Annotated in this window: 25 protein-coding genes and 1 pseudogene; 17 read left to right on the top strand and 9 right to left on the bottom strand. The window is 70.6% G+C overall.

Annotated features, from left to right (window positions below; all coding sequences use genetic code 11):
* The first annotated feature begins 236 nt into the window (after positions 1–236).
* A complete protein-coding gene (locus ACTWP8_RS13180) occupies positions 237–722 on the top strand; it encodes an ATP-binding protein (RefSeq protein WP_443322324.1) in 486 nt (161 codons plus the stop codon).
* A 28-nt stretch (positions 723–750) separates the two neighbouring features.
* Here ACTWP8_RS13180 and ACTWP8_RS13185 read toward each other — a convergent pair whose 3' ends face one another.
* From ACTWP8_RS13185 to ACTWP8_RS13195, 3 genes and pseudogenes are all read right to left on the bottom strand, one after another.
* Positions 751–1,125, bottom strand: coding sequence for a hypothetical protein (locus tag ACTWP8_RS13185; RefSeq protein WP_443322405.1), 375 nt, complete (start codon positions 1,123–1,125; stop codon positions 751–753).
* Between the two features lie 84 nt (positions 1,126–1,209).
* Positions 1,210–1,290: pseudogene (locus ACTWP8_RS13190) on the bottom strand (zinc-ribbon domain-containing protein); the annotation flags it as partial.
* Between the two features lie 57 nt (positions 1,291–1,347).
* A complete protein-coding gene (locus tag ACTWP8_RS13195) occupies positions 1,348–1,881 on the bottom strand; it encodes a hypothetical protein (protein WP_443322325.1) in 534 nt (177 codons plus the stop codon).
* 728 nt (positions 1,882–2,609) lie between these two features.
* On the opposite strand from ACTWP8_RS13195, the gene ACTWP8_RS13200 reads away from it, so the two are divergent.
* From ACTWP8_RS13200 to ACTWP8_RS13255, 12 genes are all read left to right on the top strand, one after another.
* The gene (locus tag ACTWP8_RS13200) at positions 2,610–3,164 is read left to right on the top strand and encodes a hypothetical protein (protein ID WP_443322326.1); all 555 of its coding nucleotides are present in this window, start codon (positions 2,610–2,612) and stop codon (positions 3,162–3,164) included.
* 275 nt (positions 3,165–3,439) lie between these two features.
* On the top strand, positions 3,440–4,000 hold the full coding sequence (locus ACTWP8_RS13205; protein ID WP_443322327.1) for a hypothetical protein: 561 nt from the start codon (positions 3,440–3,442) through the stop codon (positions 3,998–4,000).
* A 159-nt stretch (positions 4,001–4,159) separates the two neighbouring features.
* On the top strand, positions 4,160–4,774 hold the full coding sequence (locus ACTWP8_RS13210; protein ID WP_443322328.1) for an SAF domain-containing protein: 615 nt from the start codon (positions 4,160–4,162) through the stop codon (positions 4,772–4,774).
* A 143-nt stretch (positions 4,775–4,917) separates the two neighbouring features.
* The gene (locus ACTWP8_RS13215; RefSeq protein WP_443322329.1) at positions 4,918–5,628 is read left to right on the top strand and encodes a MinD/ParA family ATP-binding protein; all 711 of its coding nucleotides are present in this window, start codon (positions 4,918–4,920) and stop codon (positions 5,626–5,628) included.
* Positions 5,625–6,977, top strand: coding sequence for a CpaF family protein (locus ACTWP8_RS13220; RefSeq protein WP_443322330.1), 1,353 nt, complete (start codon positions 5,625–5,627; stop codon positions 6,975–6,977). Before ACTWP8_RS13215 ends, ACTWP8_RS13220 begins: the two co-directional genes overlap by 4 nt.
* Positions 6,974–7,888: a type II secretion system F family protein gene (locus ACTWP8_RS13225; protein WP_443322331.1), complete on the top strand. Its 915-nt coding sequence runs from the start codon at positions 6,974–6,976 to the stop codon at positions 7,886–7,888. Before ACTWP8_RS13220 ends, ACTWP8_RS13225 begins: the two co-directional genes overlap by 4 nt.
* Positions 7,885–8,784 carry a type II secretion system F family protein gene (locus ACTWP8_RS13230; protein WP_443322332.1) on the top strand — a complete coding sequence of 300 codons (900 nt, stop codon included), beginning with the start codon at positions 7,885–7,887 and terminating at the stop codon, positions 8,782–8,784. The genes ACTWP8_RS13225 and ACTWP8_RS13230 overlap by 4 nt, the downstream gene beginning before the upstream one ends.
* Before the next feature lie 40 nt (positions 8,785–8,824).
* Complete coding sequence (locus ACTWP8_RS13235) at positions 8,825–9,019, top strand: hypothetical protein (RefSeq protein WP_443322333.1); 195 nt, start codon at positions 8,825–8,827, stop codon at positions 9,017–9,019.
* A 3-nt stretch (positions 9,020–9,022) separates the two neighbouring features.
* Positions 9,023–9,436, top strand: coding sequence for a TadE/TadG family type IV pilus assembly protein (locus ACTWP8_RS13240; RefSeq protein ID WP_443322334.1), 414 nt, complete (start codon positions 9,023–9,025; stop codon positions 9,434–9,436).
* A complete protein-coding gene (locus ACTWP8_RS13245) occupies positions 9,433–9,867 on the top strand; it encodes a TadE/TadG family type IV pilus assembly protein (protein WP_443322335.1) in 435 nt (144 codons plus the stop codon). Before ACTWP8_RS13240 ends, ACTWP8_RS13245 begins: the two co-directional genes overlap by 4 nt.
* Positions 9,864–10,313, top strand: coding sequence for a pilus assembly protein TadG-related protein (locus ACTWP8_RS13250; RefSeq protein ID WP_443322336.1), 450 nt, complete (start codon positions 9,864–9,866; stop codon positions 10,311–10,313). The genes ACTWP8_RS13245 and ACTWP8_RS13250 overlap by 4 nt, the downstream gene beginning before the upstream one ends.
* A gap of 24 nt (positions 10,314–10,337) precedes the next feature.
* Positions 10,338–13,175: a BTAD domain-containing putative transcriptional regulator gene (locus tag ACTWP8_RS13255; RefSeq protein WP_443322337.1), complete on the top strand. Its 2,838-nt coding sequence runs from the start codon at positions 10,338–10,340 to the stop codon at positions 13,173–13,175.
* 437 nt (positions 13,176–13,612) lie between these two features.
* Here ACTWP8_RS13255 and ACTWP8_RS13260 read toward each other — a convergent pair whose 3' ends face one another.
* Complete coding sequence (locus ACTWP8_RS13260) at positions 13,613–14,128, bottom strand: hypothetical protein (RefSeq protein ID WP_443322406.1); 516 nt, start codon at positions 14,126–14,128, stop codon at positions 13,613–13,615.
* Here ACTWP8_RS13260 and ACTWP8_RS13265 point away from each other — a divergent pair.
* The 4 genes from ACTWP8_RS13265 (at position 14,082) to ACTWP8_RS13280 (ending at position 18,043) form a co-directional block, all read left to right on the top strand.
* A complete protein-coding gene (locus ACTWP8_RS13265) occupies positions 14,082–15,164 on the top strand; it encodes an AAA family ATPase (RefSeq protein ID WP_443322400.1) in 1,083 nt (360 codons plus the stop codon). The genes ACTWP8_RS13260 and ACTWP8_RS13265 overlap by 47 nt on opposite strands.
* Before the next feature lie 87 nt (positions 15,165–15,251).
* On the top strand, positions 15,252–17,075 hold the full coding sequence (locus ACTWP8_RS13270) for a VWA domain-containing protein (RefSeq protein WP_443322338.1): 1,824 nt from the start codon (positions 15,252–15,254) through the stop codon (positions 17,073–17,075).
* Positions 17,076–17,218: 143 nt separating this feature from the next.
* Positions 17,219–17,671 carry a hypothetical protein gene (locus ACTWP8_RS13275; protein WP_443322339.1) on the top strand — a complete coding sequence of 151 codons (453 nt, stop codon included), beginning with the start codon at positions 17,219–17,221 and terminating at the stop codon, positions 17,669–17,671.
* Between the two features lie 45 nt (positions 17,672–17,716).
* On the top strand, positions 17,717–18,043 hold the full coding sequence (locus tag ACTWP8_RS13280; protein ID WP_443322340.1) for a hypothetical protein: 327 nt from the start codon (positions 17,717–17,719) through the stop codon (positions 18,041–18,043).
* A 192-nt stretch (positions 18,044–18,235) separates the two neighbouring features.
* Here ACTWP8_RS13280 and ACTWP8_RS13285 read toward each other — a convergent pair whose 3' ends face one another.
* The 5 genes from ACTWP8_RS13285 to ACTWP8_RS13305 all read right to left on the bottom strand — a co-directional run bounded on the left by ACTWP8_RS13285 (position 18,236) and on the right by ACTWP8_RS13305 (position 23,462).
* Positions 18,236–19,252, bottom strand: a complete 1,017-nt coding sequence (locus ACTWP8_RS13285) for a DUF5954 family protein (protein ID WP_443322341.1) — start codon at positions 19,250–19,252, stop codon at positions 18,236–18,238.
* 163 nt (positions 19,253–19,415) lie between these two features.
* Positions 19,416–20,285 (bottom strand): helix-turn-helix domain-containing protein, encoded by an 870-nt coding sequence (locus tag ACTWP8_RS13290; protein ID WP_443322342.1) that lies wholly within the window; start codon positions 20,283–20,285, stop codon positions 19,416–19,418.
* Between the two features lie 383 nt (positions 20,286–20,668).
* Complete coding sequence (locus ACTWP8_RS13295) at positions 20,669–21,541, bottom strand: extensin (protein WP_443322343.1); 873 nt, start codon at positions 21,539–21,541, stop codon at positions 20,669–20,671.
* Positions 21,538–22,476 carry an NlpC/P60 family protein gene (locus tag ACTWP8_RS13300; protein WP_443322344.1) on the bottom strand — a complete coding sequence of 313 codons (939 nt, stop codon included), beginning with the start codon at positions 22,474–22,476 and terminating at the stop codon, positions 21,538–21,540. The genes ACTWP8_RS13295 and ACTWP8_RS13300 overlap by 4 nt, the downstream gene beginning before the upstream one ends.
* On the bottom strand, positions 22,473–23,462 hold the full coding sequence (locus ACTWP8_RS13305) for a replication-relaxation family protein (RefSeq protein WP_443322345.1): 990 nt from the start codon (positions 23,460–23,462) through the stop codon (positions 22,473–22,475). The genes ACTWP8_RS13300 and ACTWP8_RS13305 overlap by 4 nt, the downstream gene beginning before the upstream one ends.
* Positions 23,463–23,467: the final 5 nt, after the last annotated feature.

Consider the following 23,467-nt stretch of genomic DNA (forward strand, 5'->3'; position numbering starts at 1 on the left):
CGCTCTTGCCGAGCACCACGGTGTCGTGGTCGCGTCCCGATCGCGACCACGACGGAGGCCGCCATGGTGCCGACAACCGCATTGTTCATCGCAGCTCTCTTCTTGCCCACGGCTCTGACTGGCGGCCCGTTGCTGGTCGCTGACCTTCGCGCCTGCGTGGGACCCGGGCGTGGCTGTCACCGTCGAGTCGTTCGCGGACGCCATGCCGCTCGAGGCGGTGTGTTCCGGTGACGGTCGTGCCCACACGTCTGCTCGGAAGCCTGTACCAGTGGACCAGTTGCACCCCTGCCCCGGCGTCTGAGGGCCGTGCCATCCTTCGTCGTGTCCTGACGGAGTGGGGGCTGCCGGGTGAGGTGATCAGCAACGGTGTCCTGGCAGCGTCCGAGCTCGTTGCCAATGCCAGCGAGCATGCGCCGGGACCGTACGAAATGCGGTTGCGCCGTACCGCGAGGGAGCTCGTCTGTGAAATCCAGGACCGGAGTCCTCGCTTCCCCGAGGTTCCGGAGTTCCCTGCGGAGGCCCCGTTCAGAGCTGATCCAGATGGCCGGGGCGGCGGGCCCCGCGCCCTCGTGGAGTTGTTGTCCGAGCGGGGTCGGGGCCTTCACATCGTCCACAGCCTCACAGGCGGTGCGTGGGGCTTTCGAAGGCTTGGCGAGGGTGCCAAGGTTGCCTGGATTGCACTGCCGCTGCCGCACGACGGTGCCAGCCGCTCGGTCAGATGATGGCCACCGGCCTGTCCAGCCCGCAAGCTCAATACGTATCGTGGACCGACTGCGTAGAATGACGGTGCCTGATTTCGGTCTGCTGGGCCTGGCTGAACACCTGGCGCTGCAGACTACAGTTGTGCTCTTCAACCCATCTGCGCATAAATGCCAAGTCGACAAGTAGCCAAAGGAACAGAATCCCGAAGAACACGAATCCGACCAGAACCAGACTCCCGACGGCACCTAGGATAGCCAGTAGCAGGTATCCCCACCACAGTGGCTTTTTGGCGTAGATTCGGTGCAAACCGATAGAAAAGCCGACGACGCCTGCCACATAGCCGGTCAGCACAGTGAGCTTGCGTGAGTCGTACTCTGCATAGGCGCTGCTCGGCCAGCTCGCGTCCGGGTGAGGTCGCTCCATTTCCTGAGTCGGATGACCGGGTGCAGCGAGTCCTGATTCGGTGTCAACTGAGCTCGGGTTCTCGGCGGGATCGCGTCCGACTCTCCTTCCGCAGTTCGCACAGAAGGCGTCGGCTTGTTCAATGGGCGTGCCGCAATGGCGGCACGTGCTTCCTCCCTGTGTCATTCCTCGCCTGCCTCCGTTCCGTACAAGGAGCTTTGTTCGCCTGTCGCGCCTGGGCGGTCATTGCTCCTCGATGTCGGCCGCGACAATGACGCCGTCGCGGACGCTGTACTGGCCCCCGAAGTAGCGGTGCGATCCGTCGGTCTGCTGAGCATCAAGTTCGATCTCCACCGTGCCGCCGTGCACATCGCGAATCGTGACGGAGTCATGAGTCGTTGTCTGGAACCCTTCGACGAACGACTCGTACGACCCCCCGTGGATGTTCTTCCCTCCGAGCTCCCACGCCCGCGCGTAGTCCCCGTCGTTGATGGCGTCGAAGTAGTTCTCCACCACGGCTACGGCAGCTGCCTGCTCCTCGTCCGGCGGCGTCGGAGGCGGCGGTGGGGGCGTGGGCGGACTTTCGGTGACGGTCTCGGTGGCGGACGTCGTCACCTCGGTGGGCTCGGTCGGCTGCCCCTGGTCCGAGTCGTTCGCCCGCGTGAATCCCAAGAACGCGCCGGCACCGAGGAGCGCCGCGAGGACCACGGCGCCCGCGATCAGGAGCCACGCCTTCCGCCGCTGTCGCCGGGGCGGCGGGCCGGCCGGGGACGGCATCGGCGCACCACACACGCTGCAGAAGGGTGCAGGTCTGACCTCGTGGCCGTTCGGACACGTCACGACCAGGGGAGCGCCGCAGGTCGGGCAGAATTCGGAACCGGACGCCCCGGGAGGGATCGGATGCCCGTTGACGCAGTGGAGTCCTGGCTGATCCGCCATAGGTGGTCCACGAGTTGATCGGAGACTTCCTGTCTCCATGCTGCATCCCGGACCCGATCGTCGCATCTCAGGACAGCCGCTCCACGGGGTGTGGCGACCGGCTGGGGTGTCGGCAATGGCCTGCGGGCGAGCAAACATGACCTTGCAATTGCAAGAGCACATGGGCGTCGTTGATGTTCGTGCTCGCTGCGCACACGGCCTTCCCGGCGCACCCGCGGATGCTGTCCGGCAGCTGGCTGCCGCCTGATTTCGAGGCCCGCTGCGCAGCGGCTGGACGAACCTGTCCACCATTCCGATAAGGGAGCCCTGCTGCGGGCGTGGCTGCCTCCCGGCGCCCGACCGTCTCGGTGGGAGAGTCCTGCCACCTCTTGGTACTACGCCACCTGATCAGGTGATTTGCGAAGAGTCCTCGCAGGTGAGGCCAGTCTGCCTGCGCACCGTGGGGGTGAGTTTCTCGGGCCGGGTTTGCGGTAGGAAGCGTCGGGCAAGAGGGGAGCACCTATAGTGACGATCAGTCACGTTGAGTAGTTCAAGTGGCTGGCGCGAGCCGGGGGAGTGTGAACGCGATGTGGCAACGGATCAGAACTCCGGCGCCAACGGCCGTGCTTGTGGCGGTGGTTTTCGCAGCGAGCGCATGTACCGAAGATCCGGCCACGTCGGAGCACAGGGAATCCCCGCGGGCGGCCGTCTCGTCGACGGCCGCGGACCCGAAGCAGGGAGCAAGGGATGAGGCGATCGCGACGTACCGAGCGATGTGGGACGACCTCGCGGTCGCTTCGCATACGGCCAATCCTGAACACCCGCGCCTCGATGACCATGCGGTGGATGGCGCTCTGCGGTTGTTGAGGCACGGCCTGGACAAGACCCGGCAGCAGAAGCTCGTCGCCAAGGGCGCGCCGAAGGTGAATCCCGAAGTTGAAGAAGCTTCTCCGACGGAGCGTCCGACGTCGGTGAAGCTGATCGACTGTGTCGACTCGACCAAGTGGCTCCAGTACAAGCCGAACGGCGAATTGAGCAACGACGTTCCGGGTGGCCACGGTAAGGCTGAGGCGACGGTGACGTACCGCGAAGGCCGATGGGTCGTCACCGATCTCTACATGCACGAAAGTGGCACATGCTGAGGCGGCACCCAGCGGCGGGTGCCCTCGCCGTCTCGCTCGGCTGCCTTGTCACGATGGGGCCTGTACCAGTTGCCGTCGCGGACGACCAGTGGCAGCCCTTCACCGGCACCTCCTGTACGAAGAAGCGGTGCAAGGTCGGGGCCGCGACAGCAGGAAGAGAGCAGTCCGCGTCCGGCCGGCCGGCCTCAGCCGGCCGAGCCGCGTGGGCGGGTCGCTCGGGCAGCAGCAAGGCCAGCGGGACGTCGACGATCACGGCCGATGACTTGCAGTACGTCATGAGGAGCGGCGCAGGGATCCTGCCAGCTCTGGCCGGTCGGGAGCCGGAGAAGCCGAAGCCTGGTCAGGGGCAGCAGATACCCGTTGAGGCTGTCGCTCAGCAGGCCATCCGGCAGATCGAGTTGCCCGAGCCGGTTATCCATACGAGCCCGGACGAGGACTTCGTCCAGGTGGTGCGAGTGCCGACCTGGATGTGGGTGGACGCGTCCGGCTGGGGCCCGGTGACGGAGACCGCACGGGTGCCAGGCGTGAAGGTGACCGCGACGGCGCGTCCGCGCAAGGCGGTCTGGTCGATGGGTGAGGGCGGCACCGTGACCTGCACCGGGCCGGGGACGCCGTACTCGGCGGAGTACCGGCCAGAGCAGCCCTCGCCGGACTGTGGCTATACCTACACCACCTCGTCGTTGGGTGAGCCCGGTCGTTCCTACAGGGTGTCGGTCGCGGTGACGTGGGACGTCGAGTGGGAAGGCGGCGGCCAGACCGGGCAGGTTCCGGGGCTGGTGGCGACGGCGGAGCGGCAGCTGGTGGTCGACGAGGTGCAAGCGATCGTCGCGCGCTGACGGCGCGGCAGAGCGCAGGAGCCCGTACGAAGCGGGCTGTGATTTCTCTTCGTCCAAGTGGGGTGAAACGTGGGTACCTCCGTGTCTTCTTCAGCCACGAAGAGTGGCGGGTTCAACGTGCCAGGGGCACGGCGGTTGGGCCCTGAGCAGCAGCCGGCGGTGACGGGTGGCCGACGGCGCAGGCTGGGGTGGGTATGGGCCGGGGTGGGTGCGGTGGTGGTCTCGGCGGTCGGTTTCACTCTGGTCGCCCAGGCGGTGGGGGAGCGGGATCAGGTTCTGGTGCTGGCTCGCGATGTGCCGGTCGGCGGCGTGCTGAAGCCGGGCGATGTGCGTGCGGTGGAGGTCGCGGCGGACACGGGCGTCGTGCCCCTTGCGGACCGGGGGACGGTGCTGGGGCGACGGGCGAGGGTCCCGCTGGTCGCCGGGTCGTTGCTGGCACCGGGGCAGGTGGGCTCGAGGGCCGGCTTTCCCCCGAAGGGTTCCTCGCAGGTGGCGCTCGCGGTGGAGCCAGGTGGGGCGCCACCGGATCTGGCTCGAGGGGAACGCGTCGCGCTTCTTCCCGGCCCGGCCGGTGCCGGGGCGGTGACGCACGGGTCGGAGGAGAAAGCGGTCTCGGCGGTGGTGGGGACGGTGACGGGGGTGCGGGCGCCGGAGTCGGCGGGCGGGCCGCGGGTGGTGACGGCGCTGGTCGAGACCGCGGCGGCGCGGCGGGCCGCGCAGCTGGAGCATCCGCGCGTGGTGGTGCTTCCTGCGGAGGGGCGTGAGGCTCCGTGAGGCGGTTGGTCGTTGTCGGGTCGGTCACGGGCGCGCCGGGAGTGACGACAACGGCGCTGGCGCTGGCTGCCGTGTGGCCGCCGGAGGCGGATGGCGGGGTCCGCCCGGTAGTGGTGGAGGCGGACCCTTCGGGTGGTGACCTCATGATCCGTTTCAGTCTGCCGACGGCGCCCTCGCTGCTGGATGTCGCTGCGGCGGTCGGGCAGCCACACCTGAGCTCTTTGCTGGGAGCGGTATGTGAACTGCCTTTCGGGGTGCGGGTGGTGGTGGCGGTGCCGGGCCGTGGGCCGTGCCGGGAGGCCATGCGGCTGCTGGCCGGTGAGGCCGGGCGGCGTGTGCTGCTGGGGGACGACCACGATCGGGGCACGGTGCTGCTGGATGTGGGGCGCCTTGTCGAGGAGGTCGAGCCGCTGCTGGCGGCGTCCGACCAGCTCGTGCTGGTGGCGCGGGGCGGAGCCGAACCGCTGACCCACGTGTCCGCGTACGGCCTGGACGTTGAGGCGTACGGCGGGCGGCTGACGCTCGCTGTGGTCGGGCCGTGCCCGTACCCGGCAGAGGAGATCACGGACACGCTCGGTATCGAGCGTGTGCACTTCCTTCCCTGGGATGCCAAGGGTGTTGCCGCCATCAACAGCCGTAAGCCTCGTGTGCTGCGCACCGCCGGGTTTCGGTCGCCGCCGCTGATGACGGCTGCGGGGACGCTGGCCCATCGGCTGTCCGGGCCGCCAGCCAGCGAGGCCAGCACTGGGGGCACGGACGGCGATCGGGTGTCCGAGACCAAGGGGACCCGGTTGAAGGGCCGGACCTGGACCGGGCTGGCCAAGGTACTGCGAGTCGGGGAGAGCGGATCGTGAGCGAGCAGCTCGTGCAGCCGGGTGCGGTTGCAGGCGGCGGTGAGCGGGAGCTAGCGCAGCTGGTGCGACAGCGGGTGGCAGCGCGACTGGCGGCGTACGCGGGTGAGCGCGAGCATGCCGGGTTGCCGGCCGAGGACGAGACGGCGCGGCGGATCACCGTGGGACGGCTGCTGACCGAGGAGCTGGGTACGCAACGGCGCCTGGCCCTCGCCGGGGGCAGAGCGGTGGTTGATGCCGCCGCCGAGGAGCGGATCGCCCAGGCGGTCAGGGATGCGCTGTTCGGCACAGGCAGCCTGGAGCGGTTGCTGGCCGACCCGGCGCTGGAGAACATCTGCGTCAACGGCTGCGACGTGGTGTGGGTGAAGGACGCGGCGGGCGCATGGCGTCGCGAAGCGCCAGTGGCCGCCTCGGATGCCGAGCTGGTGGAGCTGGTCCGTACGCTCGCGGCCCGGGTGGAGGGGGAGGAGCGGCGCTTCGATCGGGGCATGCCGCGCCTGAACCTGCAACTGGCTGATGGGTCTCGGTTGTTCGCGGTGATGGCTGTGACGGGCCGGGTGTCGTTGACGATCCGCCGCCACCGCTTCCCGGCTGCGTCCATGGGCGAGCTGGTGCGGTTGGGGATGTGCGATGAGCAGCTGGCCGCGTTTTTGAGGGCGCTGGTGCGGGCGCGTAAGAACATCGTCATCGGCGGTGGCACCAATGTGGGCAAGACCACCGTGCTGCGGGCTTTTGCCCACGAGATCCCGCCCAGCGAGCGGCTGGTGACGATCGAGGACACCTTCGAGCTGGGTCTGGATGCCGATCCTGTGGCGCACCCGAATGTGGTGGCCATGCAGGCCCGCGAGCCGAACATCGAGGGCCAGGGTGGTATCGACCAGGCGGAACTGGTGCGCTGGGGGCTGCGCATGTCCCCGGACCGGGTCATTGTCGGGGAGATCCGCGGGGCCGAGGTCATCCCGATGTGCAACGCCATGTCCCAGGGCAACGACGGCTCGCTGTCCACCATCCATGCCTCCACCTCGCGGGGGGTGTTCACCAAACTCGCCTCGTACGCGGCCCAGTCCCCGGAACGGCTCACGCTGGAGGCGACGAACCTGATGGTGGCCTCGGCGGTCCACTTCGTGGTCCACCTGAGCTGGGACGCAGGCGGGCGCAGGGTCATCGATTCGGTGCGTGAGGTCATCGACGCGGACGGGGCCCAGATCGTCTCCAACGAGGTCTACCGGCCCGACCCCGACGGGCGTGCCGTGCCCGCCACCCCGCTGCGCAGCGAAACCCTCGATGATCTGGTGGCGTCGGGGCTGGATGCCCAGGGCGCCACCGCCCAGTGGTGGGGGGCGGCGTCGTGAGCACGCCGTTTGGCCCCGGCGTGTGGACGGGGATTGCGGTGGCGTGCGGGACGGTGTTCGGCCTCGGCCTGGTGGCCATCGGATACGGCGCGGTACGGCGCACCGTGCGTGAGGAGCGGCCTGGCCTATGGCGTGGGCTGATGGCGCGGCTTCCTGCGGAGTGGACCACGCGGCGTGTAGTGGTCGCGCTGACCGCCGGCGTGGTGGCGGGGGCACTGACGAGGTGGCCGGTGGCGGCCGTGTTGACCACGGTCGGCGTGCTTACCCTTCCCGGCCTGCTGGGCCCGGACCGGCTGGCTGCACGGCGTACGGAGCGGATGGAAGCGCTGGCCACGTGGACGGAGATGCTGCGCGACACCCTTTCCGCTGCGGCCGGTCTGGAGCAGGCAGTGCTGGTGACCGCGGGCATTGCCCCCGCCGCGCTGGAGACGGAGTTGCGGGAACTGGCTGCCGCCATCCGTGCGGGGCGCCCGCTGCCGGTGGCGCTGCGGGCGTTCGCCGATCAGGCGGACGACCCGTTGGCCGATGTGGTGGTGGCCGCGCTGGTTACGGCGGCTGAGCAGCAGGCCAGCCAGCTCGGCCCGCTGCTGGGGGAGCTGGCGGAGTCGGTGCGTGAACAGGTGGCCATGCGGCAGCGCATCGACGCCGGACGGGCGAGCGTACGCACCGGGGTGCGGGTCACGGTGATCGTCACCTTGGGCATGGCGGTGGGCCTGGTGGTCTTCAACCGGCCCTATCTCGACCCCTTCAACACGCTGACTGGGCAGGTCGTGCTCGCGACAGTGGGGGTGCTGTTCGCTGCGAGTTTCATCCATCTAACTGTGATCAGCCGCATCGAGGAACCGGTCCGCCTCATTGGCCCGCACCGTGGCCGCGCGGCGGTGGGCACAGAAGCAGGAGGTGCCCGGTGATCGTCCTGCTGCTCGGTGCGCTGTTCGGTGCCGGAGCAACCGCACTCGTCTACGGGCTGCGTCCGCCCCGTCCCGCTCTCGCCGACGTCCTCAACGCCCTCAACGCGCCCGCAGCGCCAGCGGATTCAGGTACGCATGAGGCGGAGAAGGCGGAGTGGGCCACTCGGCTGGGCACGCGGCTGGTGCCGCTGGTCCGGGCGCTCGGCTTCCGCACCGCCGCGCTGCGTGTGGACCTGGCCGTGTGCGGCAAAGACGAGGACCAGCACCTGGCGGGCAAGGCCGTCTGCGCCACGGCCGGACTCCTCGCCCCCTGGGCCGCCGCGCTGCTGCTGCGCCTGGGGGCTGATGTCGCGGCGGGGTGGTGGATGCCGCTAGCCGGCTCCCTCGCCCTGGCCGTGCTGCTGTTCTTCGCCCCCGACCTGGCCGTGCGTCAGCAGGCCGTGCGACGACGCCGCGAGATGGGCCACACCCTCAGCCTCGTGCTGGACCTGACGGTGATCGCACTCGCCGGCGGGGCCGGCATCCAGCAGGCCCTCACCCAGGCCGTGGCCGCGCCCCACGGGTGGGCGGCGGCCAGGCTGCGTCACGCCCTGCACGTCGCCCAGCTCACCCGCACCAGCCCCTGGCCCCACCTCGGAGAACTAGGACGGCACCTGGCCGTGGGCGAATTGACCGAGCTCGCCTCGACCCTGAGCCTCGCGGGCAGCGAGGGCGCCAAGGTCCGCGGCTCGCTTGCGGCGAAGGCACGGGCGATGCGGCGGCGCCGGATCTCCGAAGCCGACGGGGCCGCGCAGGCCGCGACCGAGCGGATGTCACTGCCCGTGGTGGGGCTGTTCGCCGCCTTCCTGCTGCTGATCGGCTACCCGGCCCTCGCCCACGTCATGTCCATGAGCTAAGCGCTTCACCGACCCTACGATCACGGGAAGAGCACTCGTCATGTTCCAACTCGACACGCTAGCCCGCCTGGTGCGTGCGCACCTGGCCGAAGTCCAACGGAACGTCCGCTCGGATGCGGGCTACACCACCGAGACCATCGTGGTGACTGCCCTGCTGGTGATCCTGGGCCTGACCGTGGTGGGCATCATCGTCGCCAAGGTCACGGCCAAGGCCAATGGCATCGACCTCGGCTAGCTTGTGACCGCCTCCCCTCGCAGGCTGCGCAGCGACCGGGGCGTGGTGGTGACCCAGCTGGTGCTGGTTGTCCCAGCGTTGCTGATGATGGGCCTGTTGGTGGTGCAGTTCGCGCTGGTCTGGCACGCACGGCACGTCGCCCAGTACACCGCCCAGCGGGCCCTGGCTGCCGCCCGAGTCGAAGATGGCACCGCGGCGGACGGGCGGATGCAGGCGCGGCGCAGTCTGGCCGCGCTGGGCAGCCGGGTCCTGACCACGTCGTCCGTGACCGCCGAGCGCACCGCGACCCGGACCACTGTACGCGTGAACGGGGTGGTGATACGGGTCCTCCCCGTTCCGGGGCTGGTGCTGCACGCCTCCGGCACGGCCTCCGGGCCCACCGAGAGGATCACCATCCCCGCCGGAGGTCAGCCATGAACCGCCCAGCCGGCCGCGTGCGAGACGATGGCCAAGGCGGTTCGGCGGCGGTCGAGCTGGTGCTGGTCACGCCACTACTTGTGCTCGTCCTGCTGGTCGTGGTGGCACTGGGCCGACTCGCCGATGCCCGCCTGGTCGTGTCCGACGCAGCCCACCAGGCCGCCCGCGCCGCCTCCCTGGCCCGCACCGAGAACGACGCCCGCGCCCAAGCGCAGCGCGCGGCGAGAGCGGCACTGCGCGAGGCAGGAGCATCCTGCACACAGCCCCGCGTCCAACTCACCACCGGCGGCCTCGCGCCGGGCGGCACCGTGGCGGCGAGGACCTCCTGCACCGCCGACCTGGGTGACCTCACCGGCACCGGGATGCCCGGCCACGTGTCCCTGGCCCACAGCGCCTTCTCCGCCGTCGACACTTACAGGAGCGCGCCGTGAAGCAACGACCCCGGCCATATCCTGCTCGCCTGCGCGTCCGGTTGGTGGCTGGTGACGACCGGGGACAGATCACGGCGTTCGTGGTCGGCGTTTTCGCCGCGCTGTGGCTGTTCGCCGGGATCGTCGTGGACGGTGGGCTCGCCCTGGCCGGCAAGGCCCGGGCGCTGGACGTGGCGCAGGAAGCCGCCCGCACCGGGGCCCAGCAGCTGGACGTCGGCCAGTTGCGGCGCGGGGACGATATTCGGCTCGTGCGCGACCAGGCCGCGGCGGCGGCCCGTGTCTATGTCGCCTCCACCGGCGATGACGGGACCGCATCGGTCAAGGGCGATGCCGTCACCGTTCAGGTCACCCACCGCCAGCGCACCCAGATCCTGCAGCTGATCGGCGTGCGCACCCTCCCCATGCACGCGACCGGCGCCGCCCGCGCCGAACGCACCACCCCGTAAGCACCGTTCCCACACTTTCGGCCGATGAGAGCGAAGGCGGCGATGATCCACCACCCTCCTCAGCTGCGCCAGCGTCTGACCGCGGCCGCAACCGCGGCCGCCACTCTGGCCCTCACGCTCGCCCTGCTGGCCGGGATGCCGTATGTGCTGTGGCGGGCCACCGGCATCCCCTGGCCCGAACGCGTCTTCTCCTGGAGCGAGTTCGGCCACCGGCTGACGCAGCCGGTCACCGACCCCTTGATGATCGATCTGCTGGTCGTGGTGGGCTGGCTGTGCTGGGCCGCCTTCGCCTACACCGTGGTTCGCGAGACCATTTGGTACGCCACCCACCTCCCGCAGCTGCTACGCGACCGACGCACGCACCATGAGCATGTGGCCGCGCTGTCCGTGAAGGGCTCGCTGGCCGCGCTGTGCATCGGCACCCTCGTCATCGCCCTGATCGGCCTGTGGCGCCCGCAGACGGTTCACGCCCAGCAGCTCTCCTCTCCTGGCGATGTACGACTGGACGTCGCCGCGACAGCCCCACGCGTCCCGGCCTCGGTCCAGCAGCCCGGCCCTCCTGAAGTAACCGCGGCTGCCCCGGCTCATTCCACGAGGGTCGAGGACGATCCAGAGCGCCCTGACCCGGCGTCCGGCACCAGCGAGGCGGTCCGGCACATCGAGTACACGGTCATCGAGGGCGACACCCTGTGGGACATCGCGCACACGCACCTTGGAGACGCGCTCAATTGGCCGCGGATCTACGCGCTGAACAAGGACCGCATCCAAAGCGACGGAGCCCGGCTCACCGACCCGGACCTGATCAGACCCGGCTGGCAACTGACCATCCCCGTCGCCCGGACAGCCGGACCGCCGCCGAGAACTGCCCCTGGCCCCGAAGCGACGCCTTCAACGCCCTCTGCGCCGCCCACCAAGACCCCTCCCGCACCGTCAACCCCCGAAAACACTCCCGAGCAGCACACGGGCACCGGCCGACAAGCAAGCGGTGATCACACTCCCGCGAGTCCTGACCGGCAGAACGAGACCGCAGCCCGGAAGACAGACCAGGGCCCGGCTGCGATCGGCCTTGGAAAAGCCAGCCTGATCGGCATCACAGCCGCGGCGGGCCTGCTGGCCGCGCGCCGCTACTGGTACTGGCACCAAAACCGTCTCCGTGAGCCCGACCGAGAGCCCGAAGTGCCGGCCCTGAGCCCGCTGGTGGACAAGGCCGCACAGGCCGCCCACGCCGCCACCCGACCCCGTCGCCCGCAAGCCCCGGACACCCTGGTCACCCACCGCACCCCACCCCAGCACCCCCGCAATACAGGCACGGTCACCATCGGGGTCCGGGACAGCGCCGAGGTCGCCCTCGACGAGCTGGCGCGGCCTGGAGGCTGCGCCTGGACCGGCCCCGGGGCCGAGGGTGCCGCTCGTGCCCTGCTCGTCGGCGTCCTCACCGCTGTCGAACGCCAGCGCCCCGGACCTCCGCGCGTGACGGCGATCGTCCCCGAAGGCGTGGCCGAGAGACTGCTGCCTGGGCTGCCCGCCCAGTTCACGGCCCTGACCCAGAGCGCCGATCTCTCAGAGGCCATCCGGGCCGCCGAGCAGCACTTGGTCGCCCACGCCCGCACGCAGGACGATCACGACGCCCACGGTGCGGAAACCGCACTGGCAAACCCCAATCCGGTACCGGAGGCCGAACCGGGCACCCTTGTCCTGCTCACGGTGCCGGATGCCGCCCACACCGGACAGCTTCAGGCACTGGCCGCCCGCAGCCGCCCCGGCACACTGATCGTCCTGCCCCTGGGTGCCCCGCTGCCTGGCGCCGCGTCATGGCACATCGCCGCCGACGGCACCGTCACCCACCCCAACGCCGACAGTCAACACCCCAGCCCGCTCAGACTGTTCCACCTCACGCCCGAGGCCGGACGAGACGTGACCGAGGTCCTGCTCACCGCCCACGGGGAGCGCCCTCGCCTGCGTATCCTCCCCACCCTCGGCGCACAGGCCAACCGCGATCACCCCGACTCCGATACCCCGCGCGGGTCATCAGCGGACGATGTATCCACCCGCCCGTACGCGGTCGAGGCATCGCGCCCGGCACAGACCAAACCCGTACGTCTCCACGTCCTCGGCCCGATCACCCTCTACGCCCGCGGCCACCAGGACCCCATTGGCAGCAATCTCCGCGGTGAAGTCCACGAGTTCCTCGCCCTGCTTGCCGCCCATCCCACCGGGCTCCTGGCATCCGATATCGCCGACAAGCTCCATCTCGAGCCGGGCAGCGACCAGAACGCTCTGAAAAACCTGCGCCGAGCCGTGCGCCGCGCCCTGCGCGCCGCGACAGGCATCACCGCTCAGGAATTCATCCTGCTCCAAGGAGAACTCCACAAGCTCCATCCGGGCCTCGTAGAAACCGACCACGCCGACTTCAGTCGCAGCCTGAAAGAAGCATTTCCTTCCTCCGGAAAGCAAGAAACGCAAAAAGATGCCCTGCCCGCCGTACGCGAGGCCCTGGCTCACTACCGCGGCCCGTTCGCCCAGGGCGGCGACTACCTCTGGGCGGACGCGATCCGCGAACACCTCGCCACCCAGGCCACCGACGCCGCCCTCCGCCTCGCCCACCAGGCCGAGCACGTAGGCGCCTCGCCACGCCAACGGGACACCGTCCTGACCCTGCTGGAACACCTCAGCACCATCCACCCCGACCACGAACGGCTGGCCCAGCACACCATCCGCCTCTACCAAGCCGCAGGGCGCCACGATGCCGCCCAGCACACCTACACCCGCCTCAAGCGACACCTCACCGACCTCGGCCTCGAACCCGAACCGGCCACCCAGGCCCTCATCGCACCCCGAGCCAACTCCCGCCAGACGCGGTAAAGCCGCAGCTCACCCGGTCCGCGAGCCTCATCGCTCAGCGCAGATGACCGATGGCGTTCACCCCGTCGCATCCGGTGTCGTATCCACTATCGCTTCCGTGTGCGCACTTGGATACGACACCCCCGCCCGGCCCGAAGCCGCAGGCGAGGCGCCCTGCGAGCCACCGGCGGGCGAGGGCGACTGTATATCGGTGCAGCAACGCATCCCGATCTACCAACAGCCGGCCCCCCGCCCACTTCATACCCCGTGGGTGCCCGCCCCCGGCTACAGCCCGCCTCTTCTTGCTCCTTGGCTCTGACTTTCGTCAACTCGGCTTCCAGGCAGCCCCGTACAGCCCTGCCCCCTGGACAGCTCAGCTCCCACACCTCTGTGTGGTGCGGCGGCACCCAGGCGGAGCCGAGGGTGCCGGGCGCCGTCTCTTCGCGCGTGTACTCGATTCATCGGGCTGCCGACGTGTGTGGGTCGCCTGGAAATTGGTCGTGCAGGCCGCCGCCCACGACGCCTTGCGTCGCACCTCCGCAAATTCCCCTGAATTCCGGTCGTGAATTCCCGAGAATTCCAGCATCATCAAGCCGGGCTGCGACTTCAGCCGGTGCGCGTATCGAGCTATATTTGAATTGTTCCCAGAAAGAGTCGGGAATGGAAAACCTGCCAATGGGGCCGCCCGAAAACGGATGATGGGTGAGGTGCGCCCAAAAGGCGGCCGCCTCCAAATTCACAATACGGCCGCTACAGTTCAACAACGAAAGGGCTTGAGTAATGACCGGTACCGCCACACCCCCTACGTCCAAGCCTTCCAGCTCCATCCCGCCGCCGTCCGCCCCCACCGCGCCGAATACCCCGGCGGCGCCTGCGGGTTCACCCAGCGGGGGCGGGAAAGCGCGCCCGGGACAGCTGCGCGCGAGGATCGCGCAGGTCTTGGCGGCGAATGCGGCAGCAATGTTCAGCGTCACGGAGCTGGCGAGGATGCTGGGGCATTCGGGCGGCGCGGTCGGCAATGCCTGCGAGACGCTGGTGGGCCGGGGTGAGGCTGAACGGGTCGGCTCCAAACCACGCATGTACCGGGCGACATCTGCCACGGCCGCCGCAGCCCGCCGTACCGCACCGCCTCCGCCCGCGCCGGGCGCCACGCCCCGCGTGCCACGCCAGGCCGCCGCCCCGCAGGCGCCTGCCGCCCCGCCGACAAATGGGCGGCCCGAACCGATCACTCGCCCCAACGGGCAGCAGTACCGCCCCCGGGCGCTGGCGAACCTGCCGGATGTGGAGGCGCTGCGCAAGCTGCGCCAGGCGCAGGTGGCGGTGTTGCTGTACGGGCCGCCGGGAACGGGGAAGACCTCCCTGATCGAGGCGGCCTTCCCAGACCTGATCACGGTCGCCGGGGATGGGGACACCACGGTCGGCGACCTGATCGGCGAGTACACCCAGGACGCAGGCGGCGGTTACGAGTTCATCTACGGCCCCCTGGTAACCGCCATGCAGGAAGGCCGCGCCCTGCTCCTGGACGACGCCACCTTGATCTCCCCGAAGGTGCTCGCGGCCCTGTACCCGGCCATGGACGGACGCAGGCAGATCCAGGTCAAGGCGCACAAGGGCGAAACGATCACTGCCGCCGAGGGCTTCTACGTGATCGCCGGACACAACCCCGGCGTCCACGGGGCCGTCCTCACCGAAGCCCTGGCGTCCCGGTTTAGCGTGCAGATCCAGGTCGGCTCCGACTACGACCTGGCCGCCTCCTTGAAGATCAACCGCTCGGCAGTGCGGATCGCCCGCCACCTGGCCACCCACCAGCAGGCCGGAGAGGTCGGTTGGGCCCCGCAGCTACGGGAACTGATCGCCTTTCAAAAGATCGCCGATGTGCTCGGCACCGAGGCGGCCTTCGCCAACCTGATCGGCATCGCCCCACTGGAAGACCGGGACACCGTCGCCGAGATCGTCACCAAAGCACTCGGCCGCCCGGTCACCGCCCTGGCCCTGGGCCGCCAGATCTAACAGCCCCCGCCCGGGCCTTAGCCCCGCCGCACCCGGCCACCAGCCCACACCCCCGCCACCGCCCCTTCCGAAGGGATCGCATCTGCCATGCCCGCGCACACCCAAGCCCACATCCAGCACACCCCGCCCGCCCTGACCGAGACCGAACAGGCCCTGGCCCGCTGGGAGGACGACGGCGGCCCCGCCGCAGAAGCCCCGCCCCGGCCGCAGACCGGACACTGGCTACGCATTGCCGCCGCCCTGACCGAGCGCCTTCCCGAACTGACGGGGCGCGAGGACGTGATCGTCACCTGCGAGGAACAGACCCGCTCCGGAGCCCCGGCCGCCTTCTACCCGACCCTGGCGGCCCTGGAAATCGACCGGGCGCTCTTCGCCCTGCTGAAACCGGCCACCATCGATCCCGTCCGGCCCGGCGACGAGGAGCGCTACCCGGTCGCCTGGGGCGCCTTCACCCACGAAGCCGCACATGCCGCCCACAGCCGCTGGACCACCCCACCCCCGCTGCGCGGCACCGCCCTGGACGCGGCGGGAGCACTGCTGGAGGAATCCCGCGCCGAGCACGCCCACCTTCACCGCCGCCCCGGGGACCGCCGCTTCCTGCGGGCCGCCGTACACACCCTGGTCTTGGGGGACTTCACCAGCGACACTCCCGCCGACCAGTGGCAGGCCGCCATGGCGGCTGGGTTGATCCTCGCCCGCCGGGACACCGGAATCCTCGACGAGGACGAGACCGACGCCCTGGAGAACACCGTCACCGGCATCCTCGGCAAGGACCTGCTCGAAACCCTCGCGGCAATCTGGACCGCCGCCCACACCACCGCCGATGCCGACGGGCAGGCGATGCTTCAGCACGCCACGGCATGGTGCCAGGCGCTGGGTGCCGACCCCGCAGGGCCGGAACCGGCCCCCGATCCCACGGCCGGGCGCCTGGGTGAGCTGACCGAGGCGATCGGCAAGGTCGTCGCGGCGGTGACGGCCAATGAGGCCGCCCAAGCCGCAGTCCAGGCACGCGTCGAGGCCGCCCGCACCGCCCGGCAACAGGCCAAGGCCGCCCACGCCGCGCACGCGCGGCAGGCCGCGAAGACGGCCGAGAAGGTCTTCGCACCCGGCAGGCGCCCCTACACACCCGGCGAACCCGGCAAAGGTGGGCGTGGCCGCTCCCCGGTGACCGGCACCCGGCCCCCGACGGGCGCGGAGAAGGCGGCGGCCGGGCAGTTGGCGCGAGCGCTGCGGGCCGCCGCCTACCGGGAACGCACCACCACCGTTACCGCCTCGCAGGCTCCGCCCGGACGCCTGAACATGCGCCAGGCCCTTACCCGGGACGCCCAGAAAGCCGCAGGCGCGATCCCGACCGCGACCCCCTGGACGCGCACCGTGCACCGGGTGGGCCCAACTCCGCCGCTGCGGGTGGGCATCGCGGTGGACGTCTCCGGCTCCATGAGTATCGCCGCCGCCCCGATCGCCTCCGCCGCCTGGATCGTCGCCAAAGCGACGTCGCTCACCGATCCCGACTCCCGCAGCGCAACCGTCGCCTACGACCACTCGGTGACCGCGATCACCGCACCCGGCCGCGCCCCTGCCCGAGTCGCCGAGTTCGACGCCAGGGGGGTGGGCCACAGCCTTGCCGAGGCCATCGATGCCCTGGAAGCGGGAGTCGACCTGACCCGGCCGGGGACGGGCCGTCTCCTGGTGGTCGCCTCCGACGGCTACTACGGCCGAACCCAAGCAGCCCAAGCGGCCGCACGCATCACCGCCCTGCGCGCAACAGGCTGCGCGGTGCTTTGGCTCGCCTTCGCCCCCGACCCCCGCCCACTGCCCGGCGCCACGCCGCTCGAACTCACCGAGCCCGCCCAGGCCGCCGCCGCGATCGCCAAGGCCGCCACCGGCGCCCTGGCCACCACACTGCCGTGACTCGGGATCCGCCCCCCGGGCGTTACCCGGGGGGCGGCGCCCTGGCCCCAGCCCAACCCCCACCTGCCTGCGGCAGCCCACGCCGGGGGGTGCCCCGATCAGGTGCCGACATACAACCCGCCTCTGCCGAAGGAGAACCAACGGTGAAGCCGTACTACCGCCCCGCCGTCCACCGCCTGCTCACTGAGGCATATCTCCGCCTCACCGCACACGCCGACGGGGCTACCCCGCCACTGCACGACCTGTTCGCCCAGCTTGTCGTCGAGCTCTGCGACCGCGACCTGCTCGGTGACCACCCGCCCTCGCTGGGCGGCACCGTTGACCAGGCCGCCGCTTGCCTGCTGAACCTGGCGACCCCCGAGCGCCCGGCCCGCTTCTTCGACGAAGACCTGCCCGCCCGGCTGGGCGAACTCGATCGCCTCCCGCTGCCCGAGCGTCTCCGTCTGCTTGAGGCCGCCACCCGCCACACCGGCCCCGCCCCGGAGGCACAGCAACTCCCGGCGCAGCGCCGCACGGCCGGGCCGTGCCCGTGCGCATGCACCAGCGGGGGCTTCTGCGGCGGCTGCGGCCATGCAGGCTGCGGGGGCCGCCGGTGACTCGCACCCACCCGGGCCGGGGGCGAGATGCCGGGACACGGCGGTATGCATGGCTACGGTGTTGAGCCGGAAGACAACGGGCCGTACTCCGACGTCGCCGACCAGAACACCGGCACCGTACGGCTATGCACCCACCGCTGCGAGACCTGCATCTTCCACCCGGGCAACCCGATGCACCTGGAGCCCAGCAGGGTCACGGACATGGTCACCCGATCCAGGCAAGCCGAGGGGCACGTGGTGTGCCGCAAGACCCTGGGCACTCCGAGTCCGGTGATCTGTCGCGGCTTCGCGGACGGCCCCGACCAGGGCCGTAGCCTCGCCCTGCGCCTGTCCCGTGCCCTGGGCACTCTGCAGAAGGTCACCCCGCCGTAACCGTTGCTCCGAATGGGCCGGGACCGGCCTACTGGCCGGGATGCTCAGCCTCTGCTTCCTCCGGTCTCCTGGCTGCATGGCCGCGTCCCGCGACCGGCACCGCCTCGCCGACGCTTATGCCGGCATGCTGCTGAATCGGACGTCTCCCTGTGGCACCGCTTGGGCTCGCATGGGCCGGGTTGGTCGCGGGGCTCAGTCGTAGTGGAGGGTGCCGTCCTCGTCCATAGTGGGGTGGAGCTTCATCGGGCCGTAGTCGTCCTGGTCCGAGGGGCGCGGTGGTTCCGGTCCGTCGGGGCCGCAGCGGACCATCCGCCCGATGCGGCAGATCCGGAACAGGCGGCCGTCCACGCGCACTTCATCGGCGCGACCGGCGGCCTTGAACTCCTCGGCCGCCTTCGCGTACGCGGCCTTCTTGCGTTCGCTGTACTCGTAGAGCAGCGGCCAGGTCTCGGACATCCCGTTGTAGAGCAGGCGACGGGCGTCGTGCGGGGTGGGCATCAGGGCCCCGTGCGGCCGCCATCCGCGCTCGCCGCGCTCGGCCACGCCGAAAACGGCGGGCAGCAGGACGACCTCCGGGTAGGCTTCGGCGGCCCGCTTGGAGTCCGTGCGCACATCGGCAGGGAACTGGGAGCCGGTGTGGGTGAAGCCCTGCAGCCCCAGCTTCATGGCGCCTGCCATCGGGCCGTCTACGCGCCCAGGGGCGAGGATGAAACCCACGTCCCGGGACGGGGTCTCCTGCCGTCCGTCCCATGAACGGTCGGTCGGCTCCGGGTCCGTGGGCCGCGGCGGCTCCAGCTCGTCCTCGCCGCTGCGCGTGAACTCGGTACCGCGCACCACCCGGTAGCGCACGCCGAGGACTTCCAGCTCGTTGACCGGCTCGCGTTCGAGCACTGCCACCGCGGCCAGCAGCTCGCGTCGTACGCCGGGGTCGTCGGTGTCGTCCTTGGCCTTGAACCACAGGTACGAGTTCAGTCCGTCCCGGGTGTGTTGGGGCATGCTGTCCGTCACCGGCTTCAGCAGCCGCCAGTCCGGTCCGGCTGCGGGATCCTGCACGGCGACGCCGAAGAGCGGCGTTCCGCGCGCCGCGATGTGCGGATAGCGCTGGGAGGCGTCCACCGCGTCGGCCTCGGCCACCCATGCGCCGGGGTCGTCGCGACGGACCAAGTCCGCGTGAAGCTTGTCCAGCCGTTGCTTCCAGTCATCGGTCATATGCGGATTGTGGTGCAGCGGGACCGCTGAGTTGACCCGAAGACCTCAAGTGATCACAGCTTCCCAGCTGCCGGGTCGAGCGCGTACAAGTCGTCCAGGACGGCAAACCGAGCTGCTTCCCAACTCCGGTGGGAAGCAGCCCGGTTTGGTATGGCCTTCCCGGCTATCCGTGGCGTTCCGGCGCTGCCAGACGGTAGGTGCGCGGGTGTTCGCTGACTTGTTCAGCGACGCCTTGGCGGGCGAGCGTGACCAGGGCATTGGCGATCGCCCCCGAGGACTTCTCGATCACGCGGCTGATCTTGGTGGCGGTGAGTGCCTCACTGGGATGCGCCTGCAGGTGCGCGATGACCATCTGCCGCAGCGCTCCGGGGGCGAGCCGCTTCTTCTCACCTGGCAGGATGATCTCTACTGGCGGGGCGGTCTGCGGCCCGGCACCCGCTTGCGGGGCGGGCGCGTTCTGGTCCCCCGAGCCGCCGTTGCCGCCCTCGTCGTCTTCGCCGCCGCTGGCGTCACCATCGCCGTCTTCAGCGTCCTGCGACAGTGGGTCCTGCGGTGCCTCGGTCGTCGGGACGGCGGTGGCCTCCGCGCTGCCGTCGTCCGGTGCGGTGGGGGTATCCCGTGCGGTCTCGTCGGAGGGGCCACCCTTGCTATCCGCGCTGTGGCCGACCGGCTCCGGGGCGTCGGCGACGGAGGGTTCCGGCTTGCTGGCAGGCTGCTCAGTAGTGCCGGGGCCTTCACTGGTGCTGGTGGCGTGAGTGGGTGCGGCGTGCCAGTGGTCGGGGGTGCGGCGAGGGCCGTTGTGGCCGCCGGGGGTGCGTACGGCCAGGCCGTGCTGCTCCAGGGTGGTCAGGGCCTTTCCGGCGGTGGAGCGGCCTACGCCTGCGGCGAGGGCGAGTTCGGCGACCGTGGCAGGTTCGGTAACGCCGACCAGTTCGCTGTAGATCGCGGCGGGGGCACCGGTCAGACCGGTCGGCGGCTCGGGTGCGGGGGTGGGGTGCGGCGCACACGTGCGGTCAGGGGCTGCGTCGGACATGAGGGAACCTCGTTTCGGTGAGTGTGTCGGGTGGTTGAGGTCCCCGGCCGGGGTGTGGACCGCGTGTGCGGCCGCTGACGTTCACCGGGCGCGTGCGCATCGCGATGTGTTCCCGGGCGAACAAGGCCGTGGCGCGAGCGGGTTCACGGATCCCGTTGGCCCGCTCGGTTCGTCGGCCACGACCATGGACGCTCTGCTACGCCGGGAAGTCAAGCGACCCAATCGTTCTCGGATCGACCGAGCTCAGAGGGGCGGCACGGTCCCCGGACGCGGGCGGGGTGAGGGGCGGCGTGCCGATCGGTGAGCATGCGTCGAGCGCACCGTGTGGACCGGATCCGATCGGTACCCGCGGTGGGGGCCGATCGGCTGGCGGACCAGGGAGTTCATCTGCCCAGGGGTGGCGGGGGTGCGCGCCGGGTCAGGAGCTGCTCGCGGATCTGGCGGGCGCGCTGCGGCCCGATGCGCAGATCGGTGCGCAGCTTCCAGACGCTCACGGGTTTCCCGGTGGCGGCGCGGGCCGCGTCGTCCAGCGCGACGGCGCGCGGCCACAGGTCGGCGTCTGCGGCCCCGTCGCTGGCCGGTGGCGGTGTGGGTGCCAGGGGCCGGTTGTGGTGCGGGTCGACGCCCGTGTGGGGCCGTTCGTGGTCGTCGCTTGTGGTGGCGGAGGCGGGGCCGTGATCGGCTCGGCCCTCTGCGGGCAGGGGGCCCGGGGGATCGGGAGCGCCGGTGTCCGGGTCGATCTGCGTCTGGGGCGATCGGGTTGCGGCTGTAGTGGGCGGGATGGCGTGTTCGGGAGAGTTGGTGGAGCCGATCCGGTCGATCAGGTCGGTGACGCATCGTCTGTAGGCGGCGATCGTTTCCGCCAGGGCGATCAGGAGCAGCGCCGGAGTCAGGTGCAGCAGCACGGCGGCGGGATCGGCGTGGCGGGGCCAGCCGATCTGCCCGTCGGGCCACAGGCTCTCCCACGAGTTCATGAGGGCAGCGGTGCATCCCGCACCCCAGCGCAGCGCGGTCGACCAGGCAGGCGGGCGGATGCCCCAGGCGGCCAGGCGGGCGTCGACGTACAACACTCCGGCGAGCGCGGTGCCGATCATGGGGTCGAGGAGGACCGCTATGGGCCAGGGGATATCGCGGCTGGTTGCGAAGCGGGTGACGTTGACCGTGGTAAAGGCCAGGGCCATGATCCCCACCGCGCACAGCACCCGGGTCATGTACTGCAGCAGGCTGATGGCCTCGCGGGCCGGGATCTGCCTCACCGGGCACCGCCACCAGGTGCGGATGGCCGTGTCGCGCCTTGGAAGGACGGAGCGTTGGTGTGGGCGGGGCCCTCGCGGACGACAGCCCCAGGGCGTGGTGCGTCGATGGCCCGGCCATCGCCGGCGTAGAGCGAGACGTGGGTGATGCTCCTGGGACTGGTACCGAAGAACAGCAAGTCACCCGGCGCCAGTCGCGTGTGCTTCGGGAGGTGGGGGCCGTGGTCGTACTGGGCCTGGGCGATGCGGGGGATGGTGATGCCAGCGGTGCGGTAGGCGGTTTGGGTCAGGCCGGAGCAGTCGAAGCCCCCCTCAGCCGGGCCGTCGCCGCCCCAGACATACGCGGTGCCGAGCTGGGTGCGGGCGAAGCTGACCGCCTTGGCCGCGGCTTTGGTCGGGGCGAGGTCCGTGGCCGCGTACTGGGTGGCGATCTTCACCACCTGGTCCACGTACCAGGTTGCGTGGTTGTAGGCGTGGATCGCCGACCGCAGGTCATGGCCGTTCCTGGCGCCGTTGGCGCACAGCAGGCGGGCTGCGGCGTAGACGGCGTCGACCGGGTCCCAGGGGGTGGGTGGTTTCTTCCCGCCGGGCGGTACGGGGTCCGCGTACGCCCTGAAGGTCGCGGGGACGAACTGCATGGGGCCTACGGCACCTGCTGAGGACACCATGGTGGGGTGGCGTCCGTGGTCGGTCTCGACCTTGCCGATTGCGGCCAGGATGGTCCAGGGAAGGCCGGGGCATTCGGGGGCGGCGCGCTGGTAGAGGGCGAGCATGTACGCCGGGATGTCCCCCAGCGCATGCCTGCTCGGAGAGGCCGCCACGCCGCCACCGAAGGAGAACCCGCCCAGAAGCGCGGCGATGATGAGGGCGGCCACCAGCGGCAGGGCGATCACGGTGCACCCGATGCCGCTGGCCGCCTTGGCGAACAGTGAGCTCACGGTCCCGCCTCGGCCGCGGGTGGCAGCGGGGGCACGGGGAGGGTGAGGGCGGTGTCGGCGTCGGTCGGCTCCAGCCCGGCGGCCGGAGTTAGGCCGGGCCAGAGGGTGGCGAGGCGGCTGAGGGTGGTGCGGTGGGCGCCGGGCTGGAGTGGGGCCCACCACGGCCCCCACGGGTGAGTGGTGGTGAAGTCTGCGGATGAGGTCGCCACCTGAAGGTGCAACTCGCGTGCGGTGTCGGCGAGGCGGCGGCGCAGGGCTTGGTCGCGGGAGGCGGTGCGTGTGTGGATTAGCAGGGCTGGGCGGGTGCCGGTTGTGGTGGTGGTGAAGGCGGCGTAGGCGGTGAGCTTGGCTTCGACGCGGGCGAGGGGCTGGCTGCCGGTGTCGTATTCGAGGAAGAACGGCAGCAGCGTCTGGCCGTCGCGGTAGTGGGCGTAGGCGTCGGGGCGGATGATGTCGCCCCAGCGGCGGGCGCAGGAGCGTTCGGAGAGCCACAGGGTGAGCCCAACGCCGGGGTCGGTGCGGGCGTGGGCGGCGAGGCGGGTGAGGAGTTCGTTGACGCCGAGGTCGTGGCTGAGGGAGGGGGAGTAGGCGATGCGGCCGGTATGGCTGGGGCGCCAGCCAAGGTCTGCAAGGTCGCATCCGGCGTGGGCGGCCAGGACGGCGGCGCCGGCGGGGCCGAGAGTGTAGTGCTCGGGGGCGGATCCCGTCTGCGTCAAAGGGCGGAAGGAGTCGAGGACGGCGTGCTGGTGGAGGCTGCGCAGGCGACGCTGTGCGGAGCGGAGGGAGAGGTAGGCGAGGTCGGCGATCTGGCGGGTGGTCAGCACGCGGTGCTCGTAGAGCATGCGTGCCAGCCACAGGTCGCGGCCGGTGAGGATGCGGGTGAGCGCGGCCACGTCGGTGTGCCGGGCCGGGCGGGAGCGGGTGGTGGCGGCGCGGGCGGTGTATCGGGAACCAGGGCCGAAGGCAGGGCGAGGCAGTGCGGGCATGGCAG

This window comes from Streptomyces sp. 7N604, from assembly GCF_052245475.1.
In the GTDB taxonomy this organism is placed as follows: domain Bacteria; phylum Actinomycetota; class Actinomycetes; order Streptomycetales; family Streptomycetaceae; genus Streptomyces.

Excerpts from the sequence above, each read along its gene's own strand:
- ACTWP8_RS13185 (WP_443322405.1), bottom strand. The coding sequence starts at position 1,125 with ATGGAGCGACCTCACCCGGACGCGAGCTGGCCGAGCAGCGCCTATGCA.
- ACTWP8_RS13195 (WP_443322325.1), bottom strand. The coding sequence starts at position 1,881 with ATGCCGTCCCCGGCCGGCCCGCCGCCCCGGCGACAGCGGCGGAAGGCG.
- ACTWP8_RS13200 (WP_443322326.1), top strand. The coding sequence starts at position 2,610 with ATGTGGCAACGGATCAGAACTCCGGCGCCAACGGCCGTGCTTGTGGCG.
- ACTWP8_RS13205 (WP_443322327.1), top strand. The coding sequence starts at position 3,440 with ATGAGGAGCGGCGCAGGGATCCTGCCAGCTCTGGCCGGTCGGGAGCCG.
- ACTWP8_RS13215 (WP_443322329.1), top strand. The coding sequence starts at position 4,918 with ATGATCCGTTTCAGTCTGCCGACGGCGCCCTCGCTGCTGGATGTCGCT.
- ACTWP8_RS13235 (WP_443322333.1), top strand. The coding sequence starts at position 8,825 with ATGTTCCAACTCGACACGCTAGCCCGCCTGGTGCGTGCGCACCTGGCC.
- ACTWP8_RS13245 (WP_443322335.1), top strand. The coding sequence starts at position 9,433 with ATGAACCGCCCAGCCGGCCGCGTGCGAGACGATGGCCAAGGCGGTTCG.
- ACTWP8_RS13255 (WP_443322337.1), top strand. The coding sequence starts at position 10,338 with ATGAGAGCGAAGGCGGCGATGATCCACCACCCTCCTCAGCTGCGCCAG.
- ACTWP8_RS13270 (WP_443322338.1), top strand. The coding sequence starts at position 15,252 with ATGCCCGCGCACACCCAAGCCCACATCCAGCACACCCCGCCCGCCCTG.
- ACTWP8_RS13280 (WP_443322340.1), top strand. The coding sequence starts at position 17,717 with ATGCATGGCTACGGTGTTGAGCCGGAAGACAACGGGCCGTACTCCGAC.
- ACTWP8_RS13285 (WP_443322341.1), bottom strand. The coding sequence starts at position 19,252 with ATGACCGATGACTGGAAGCAACGGCTGGACAAGCTTCACGCGGACTTG.
- ACTWP8_RS13290 (WP_443322342.1), bottom strand. The coding sequence starts at position 20,285 with ATGTCCGACGCAGCCCCTGACCGCACGTGTGCGCCGCACCCCACCCCC.
- ACTWP8_RS13305 (WP_443322345.1), bottom strand. The coding sequence starts at position 23,462 with ATGCCCGCACTGCCTCGCCCTGCCTTCGGCCCTGGTTCCCGATACACC.